This is a genomic window from Mycobacterium sp. DHQP2018-32-09 (assembly GCF_058148405.1).
Map to the genome: position 1 here is coordinate 1 of NZ_JBYVYK010000095.1, position 6490 is coordinate 6490.

The following is a 6490-nucleotide window of genomic DNA, read 5'->3' on the forward strand; positions in this document are numbered from 1 at the left end:
ACCACTCACGGGTCAAACGGTTGCGGTCCAAGGGAAACACGCCGTTGAGGAACGTATCCCACTGCTGAATGGTGAGCGTGCGGTCCTTGCCGTCAACGAGGCTCAACTCGTTGTCCAGGCCCGCGTGCGAGGTGCCCGTGCTCGCGAACAACGCCGCGATGGCCGCGACGAGCGCGACCAGCACCCGACTGATTGCCTTCATCTTCTCCCTAGTCTTGTCGCGGTGTCCCCGTGGGCCACCGAGCCGATCGTGTTGCTCCGACCGAACACCCACCCCGTCGCGCGAGTCGGTGGAGTGACCATAGCGATGCCGAGTCACTGAGACAACGCTGAGAACACGCCGGATCGAATTGCCACGTTTGACCCGTCTGGATTAGCCAGATCGCCCGATCACGCCCGTGAACAGGCCAGGTAGCACACTGGGCGATTGCCCAAACGTTAAGATTTCATGTGTGACGCACCGCGCTCGTGTGATTCGGATGTGACGAATGCCACATCCTGGACGGGATGACATCCCGGTCGCACACCGGAACGGCACCGCCCGCCCGGCGCGTCCCGAGCGCCTAGACTCTGCCGCGTGTCCCCCGCCCAGAGCCTCGCCCACTGGGGCGCCTTCACGGCGGACGTCGCCGACGGCGACATCACCGCGGTACGTCCCATCGCCGGCGACGCCGACCCTTCGCCACTGCTGGGCAACCTACCTGGGGCGGTACGTCATCGGGCGCGGGTCACCGGACCCGCGGTGCGTCGCGGCTGGCTCGAGCGGGGCCCCGGCCCCAGCACGCAGCGTGGCGCCGACGAGTTCGTCGCCGTGTCGTGGCCGGAACTGACCGAGCTGTTGGCCGCCGAGCTGCGCCGCGTCGTCGACGCGCACGGCAACGAGGCGATCTACGGCGGGTCCTACGGCTGGGCCAGCGCCGGCCGGTTCCATCACGCGCAAAGCCAGGTGCACCGCTTCCTCAAGATGCTCGGCGGCTACACGTCGTCGCGGCACTCGTACAGTCTGGGCGCCACCGGCGTCATCATGCCGCGCGTCGTCGGCACCCACGACGACCTCTTCAAGCGATCCACGCAGTGGGACGTCATCGCCGAGCACACCGATGTGATGGTGTGTTTCGGCGGCGTCGGGATGAAGAACACCGGCACCAACCACGGCGGCACCACCGCCCACCCCATGCGCGCCGCGCTGGATCGGTTCCGCGCCCGCGGCGGCCGCGTGGTGTCGGTGTCGCCGCTGCGCGACGACGTCGACGGCGACGCCGAATGGTGGGCGCCGGTACCCGGCACCGACGTCGCCATCATGCTCGCGCTGGGCCACGTGCTGGCCACCGAGGGCCTGGCGGACCGGGACTTCCTGGACCGCTACTGCACGGGATACCCGGAGTTCGAGCGCTATCTGCTCGGGAGCGCCGACGGCGTGGCCAAGTCCCCGGAATGGGCGGCGGCGCTGTGCGGGCTGCCCGCCGAGCAGCTGCGCACCCTCGCCCGCCGGATGGCCGCCGGCCGCACCCTGGTCACGGTGAGCTGGTCGCTGCAGCGCGTTCGCCATGGTGAACAGGCCCCGTGGATGGGGCTCGTCCTGGCGGCCATGCTGGGCCAGATCGGCCTTCCCGGAGGCGGTTTCGGCCACGGCTACGGCTCCATGAACGAGCCCGGGCTGGCCCCGCTGCGCTGCCGGCTGCCCGTGCTCCCCCAAGGCGCCAACCCGGTGACGACGTTCATCCCGGTCGCCGCCGTCAGCGACATGCTGTTGCATCCCGGACGGCGCTACGACTTCAACGGCGAGACGCTCACCTTCCCCGACATCCGACTGGTGTACTGGGCCGGCGGCAACCCGTTCCACCACCATCAGGACATCGCCCGGCTGCGGCGCGCACTGGGCCGGCCCGACACCGTCGTGGTGCACGAGCCCTACTGGACCGCGATGGCCAAGCATGCCGACGTCGTGGTGCCCTCGACCACGGCCTACGAGCGCGACGACTACTCGGGGTCGCGCAACGATCCGATGCTGGTCGCCATGCCCGCGTTGGTGGCGCCGTACGCCGACAGCCAGGACGACTACACGACGTTCTCGATGCTGGCGCACCGCCTCGGGTTCGGTGAACGATTCACCGAGGGCCGCACCGCGCGGCAGTGGCTGGCGCACATGTACGACACGTGGTCGGCGGGGCTGGACTTCGCGGTGCCGACCTTCGAGGACTTCTGGCACGCCGGTGCGCTGCGATTGCCGACCGACGAGGGGCTGACGTTGCTGGCCGACTTCCGCGCCGATCCGGTGGGACACCGCCTGGCGACCCCGAGCGGCCGCATCGAGATCTTCTCGGCGACCATCGCCGGGTTCGGGTACGCCGACTGTGCGGGCCACCCCACCTGGTACGAACCCGAGGAATGGCTGGGCGGCGTGCGGGCGGGCGCCCATCCCCTGCACCTGCTGGCCAACCAGCCGGCCAGTCGCCTGCACGGTCAGCTCGACGGCGGCGCGACCAGTCAGCAATCGAAGGTGCAAGGGCGCGAACCGATTCGGATGCATCCCACCGACGCCGCCGACCGCGGAATCGCCGCGGGCGACGTCGTCCGCGTGTACAACGACCGCGGCGCCTGCCTGGCGGGCGCCGTGCTCGACGACGGCGTCCGGACCGGCGTGGTGCAGTTGTCCACCGGCGCCTGGTACGACCCGGAGGATCCCGCCGATCCCGACGCGATGTGCGTGCACGGCAACCCGAACGTGCTGACCGCCGACGTGGGCACGTCGTCGCTGGCGCGCGGGTGCACCGGCGCGCACGTGCTGGTGCAGGTCGAGCGCTACGCGGGTCCGCTGCCGCCGGTGCGGGCGCACCAACCGCCGGCGATCGGCACCCGCTAGAACGTCGCGAACTCCCGCAGGTTGGCCGCGAGGCTCGACGGGACGCGCGCCTTGATCCGGGTGCCCTGCGGGGTGTGCTCGGTGGCGTCGACGCGGCCGCCGGCGTGCAGCCGCGCCACCAGGTCACCGCGCTCGTACGGGATCGTGACGTCCACCGTCTGATCGGTGGCGACCACCAGCTCGCTCATCCGTCGCCGCAGCTGTTCCAGCCCGTCGCCCGTACGGGCCGAGACGAACACCGCATCGGGTAGGGCGTTGCGCAGCTGCGCCAGCGTCAGCCCGGTGGCGGCATCGGTCTTGTTGATCACCAACAGTTCCGGCGGGGGCGCGATGCCGTACTCCTCGACGACCTCGTTGACCACGGTGCGGACGGCGTTGATCTGCGCCAGCGGGTTCGCGTCGGATCCGTCGACCACGTGCACCAGCAGGTCGGCGGCCACCACCTCTTCCAGTGTCGAGCGGAACGCCTCGACCAACTGCGTGGGCAGGTGGCGCACGAAGCCCACGGTGTCGGTGAGCACGAACGGCCTGCCGTCGTCGAATCGCCCTCGACGCGTCGTGGGTTCCAGCGTGGCGAACAGCGCGTTCTCCACCAGGACGCCGGCTCCGGTCAGGGCGTTGAGCAGGCTGGACTTGCCGGCATTGGTGTAGCCGACGATGGCGACCGACGGCACCTCGCTGCGGCGGCGGCCGCCGCGCTGGGTGTCGCGGATCTTCTTCATGTCCTTGATGTCGCGACGCAGCTTGGCCATCCGCTCGCGGATGCGACGCCTGTCGGTCTCGATCTTGGTCTCGCCGGGACCGCGGGTGCCGACGCCGCCGCCGGCACCACCGGCCCGACCACCGGCCTGCCGGGACATGGACTCACCCCAGCCGCGCAGTCGGGGCAGCATGTACTCCATCTGGGCGTAGGACACCTGCGCCTTGCCCTCGCGGCTGGTGGCGTGCTGGGCGAAGATGTCGAGGATCAGCGCGGTGCGGTCGATGACCTTGACCTTGACGATCTTCTCGAGCGCGACGAGCTGGGCGGGGCTCAGCTCGCCGTCGCAGATGACGGTGTCGGCGCCGGTGGCCTCGACCACCTCGCGCAGCTCGGCGGCCTTGCCGGAGCCGATGTAGGTGGAGGTGTCCGGCTTGTCGCGTCGCTGGATGAGGCCCTCGAGGACCTGCGATCCGGCGGTCTCGGCCAGGGCGGCGAGTTCGGCGAGGCTGGCGTCGGCGTCGGCCGCGCTGCCCTCGGTCCAGACGCCGACCAGCACGACGCGTTCGAGGCGCAGCTGGCGGTACTCGACCTCGGTGACGTCGGCCAGTTCGGTGGACAGCCCGGCGACGCGGCGCAGCGCGGTCCGGTCCTCGAGGGCGAGTTCACCGGTACTGGGCGTGGGCCCGGCGCCGGAGGCGGGGCGGAAGAAGTCGTCGGAAGGTTTCATGGGCGACCGTAGCGTCGCACGGAGATCACTGTTCATGCACCTCGTTTAACGATGGTGGGTTCCCCACCATTCCTCGGAGAGTTCGCCGCGGGCCAGCAACACGGACGGGCCGCGCAGGAAACTGGTCGCGTCGGTGACGGTCACGGTCACCTCGCCGCCAGGCACGCGGACGCGCAGCGTTCCGGTCGACGCCCCGTCGCCACGCAGCGCGGCCACCGCCGCGGCCACGGTTCCCGTTCCGCAGGAACGGGTTTCGCCCACCCCACGCTCGTGCACCCGCATCGTCACCGCGTCGCCGACCGGCGCGGTGAGCACCTCGACGTTGACGCCGTCGGGGAACTGGGCGGCGTCGAACGACACCGGGGCGGCGACGTCCAGCGCGGCCAGGTCGGCCTCGGTCAGCTCCGGGTCCACGCAGGCCAGGTGCGGGTTGCCCACGTCGACGCCGACGCCGGTGAAGCGGCGCCCGCCGACGACGGCGACCCCGGAGCCGGTGACCTCGGCCTTGCCCATGTCGACGGTGACGTCGGCGCTCAGGGCGTCGGCGGCGTGCACGACGACGGGCCGCGGTCCGGCCAGTGAACCGACGACGAACTCGTCGCGCGTCTCGAGTCCACTGGCCCGCAGGTAGTGCGTGAAGACGCGGACGCCGTTGCCGCACATCTGGGCCGTCGACCCGTCGGCGTTGCGGTAGTCCATGTACCAGTCGGCGGCCGAGACGCCTTCGGGGAGCCGATCGAACACGCCGGCGGCGAGCGCGGCGCCCGCCGTGGTGACGCGCAGGACGCCGTCGGCGCCCAGCCCGCGACGCCGGTCGCACAGCGCGGCGACCGCCGACGGAGACAGGTCGATGCGCGCATCGACGTCGGGGAGCACGACGAAGTCGTTCTGCGTCCCGTGTCCCTTGGCGAACTTCACCTGCTCAGGATACGTGCCAGGCCCGCCGCACCGCCTCGACGTCGACGTCGCCGGTACCGTCCACCCACAGCACGCGGTGGTCGCGCCGGAACCAGGACCGCTGACGCCGGACGTAGCGCCGCGTCCCGACGAAGGTGCGCTCGGCGGCGGCGGCCAGGTCGGCCTGCGACCCGCCGGCGTCGAGAGCCTCGAGCACCTGCGCGTAGCCGAGGGCGCGGGAGGCGGTGACGCCGCGGCGCAGACCCACCTCGCACAGCGCCCGCACCTCGTCCACCAGTCCCGCCTCGAACATCCGGTCGGTGCGGCGGGCCAGGCGCTCGTCGAGCACCGGGGTGTCGACGTCGACGCCGACGATCAACGTGTCCCAGCGCGGCGTCCCGATCACCGGCGCGCTGGCGGCGAACGGCTCGCCGGTGAGTTCGACGACCTCCAGCGCCCGCACGATCCGGCGCCCGTCGGTGGGCAGGATCGAGGCGGCGGCGTCGGCGTCGACGCGGGCCAGCTCCGTGTGCAGCGCCGCCGCGCCGACGGCGGCGAGGCGCCGTTCGTAGCGGGCGCGCACGTCGGGATCGGTGGCGGGGAACGTCCACTCGTCGAGCAGCGACTGGACGTAGAGCATGGAGCCGCCGACGATGATCGGTACCCGGCCGCGGGCGGCGATGGCCTCGACGTCGCGGGCGGCCGCCTCCTGATACCGCGCGACGCTCGCGGTCTCGGTGACCTCCAGGGCGTCGAGCTGGTGGTGCGGGACGCCGCGCCGTTCGGTCACCGCGAGCTTGGCGGTGCCGATGTCCATGCCGCGGTAGAGCTGCATGGCGTCGGCGTTGACGATCTCACCGCCGAGCCGCTCTGCCAGCTCCAGCGCCAACGCCGACTTGCCCGCTCCCGTGGGCCCCACCACCGCGATCGGCCGCGTCACGGCCCCGGTTCCCCGGCCGGGGGCACCGGCACCGCCACGCCCACGAAGTAGCCGACGCCGTAGGGCTGCCCGCGGTACAGCTCGGTCATGGCGTGCGGCGCGGTGCCGAGCAGCCCGGCCAGCGCCTGGTAGCCGACGCGCCCGGTGACGGCCGGAGAGACCCGGGCCAGCGCCGCGGCGTCGGCGGCGGCCAGGGCGTCGTCGAGGTCCTGCTGGGCGGCCGCCGATTCGGGCCGGTACCCGCCGGGCGCCGACGGCGTGAGCGTGGTGTGGCCGTCGGCGACGATCAGTACGCCGACGTCGTCGCGCGTGGCGTCCAGGTCGGCGCGCAGGGTGGCGCCCGCGGCGACCGCAGCGGCG

5 protein-coding genes and 1 pseudogene are annotated in these 6490 nt (G+C 72.0%); 1 reads left to right on the forward strand and 5 read right to left on the reverse strand.

Going from position 1 to position 6490, the window contains the following annotated elements:
• Nucleotides 1–202 (reverse strand): annotated as a pseudogene (locus AC30CM_RS26580) (MspA family porin); the annotation flags it as partial.
• Nucleotides 203–577: 375 nt separating this feature from the next.
• Here AC30CM_RS26580 and AC30CM_RS26585 point away from each other — a divergent pair.
• Nucleotides 578–2863, forward strand: a complete 2286-nt coding sequence (locus AC30CM_RS26585) for a molybdopterin guanine dinucleotide-containing S/N-oxide reductase (RefSeq protein WP_490119909.1) — start codon at nt 578–580, stop codon at nt 2861–2863.
• Here AC30CM_RS26585 and hflX read toward each other — a convergent pair.
• The 4 genes from hflX to AC30CM_RS26605 all read right to left on the reverse strand — a co-directional run.
• Nucleotides 2860–4293 (reverse strand): GTPase HflX, encoded by a 1434-nt coding sequence (hflX, locus tag AC30CM_RS26590; protein WP_490119910.1) that lies wholly within the window; start codon nt 4291–4293, stop codon nt 2860–2862. The genes AC30CM_RS26585 and hflX overlap by 4 nt on opposite strands.
• Nucleotides 4294–4338: 45 nt before the next feature.
• Nucleotides 4339–5211, reverse strand: coding sequence for a diaminopimelate epimerase (dapF, locus tag AC30CM_RS26595; RefSeq protein ID WP_490119911.1), 873 nt, complete (start codon nt 5209–5211; stop codon nt 4339–4341).
• 4 nt (nt 5212–5215) lie between these two features.
• A complete protein-coding gene (gene miaA, locus AC30CM_RS26600) occupies nt 5216–6130 on the reverse strand; it encodes a tRNA (adenosine(37)-N6)-dimethylallyltransferase MiaA (protein ID WP_490119912.1) in 915 nt (304 codons plus the stop codon).
• Nucleotides 6127–6490, reverse strand: a 364-nt coding sequence (locus tag AC30CM_RS26605; protein WP_490119913.1) for a class III extradiol ring-cleavage dioxygenase family protein, incomplete at its 5' end; no start/stop codon positions are given. The genes AC30CM_RS26605 and miaA, both read right to left, overlap by 4 nt.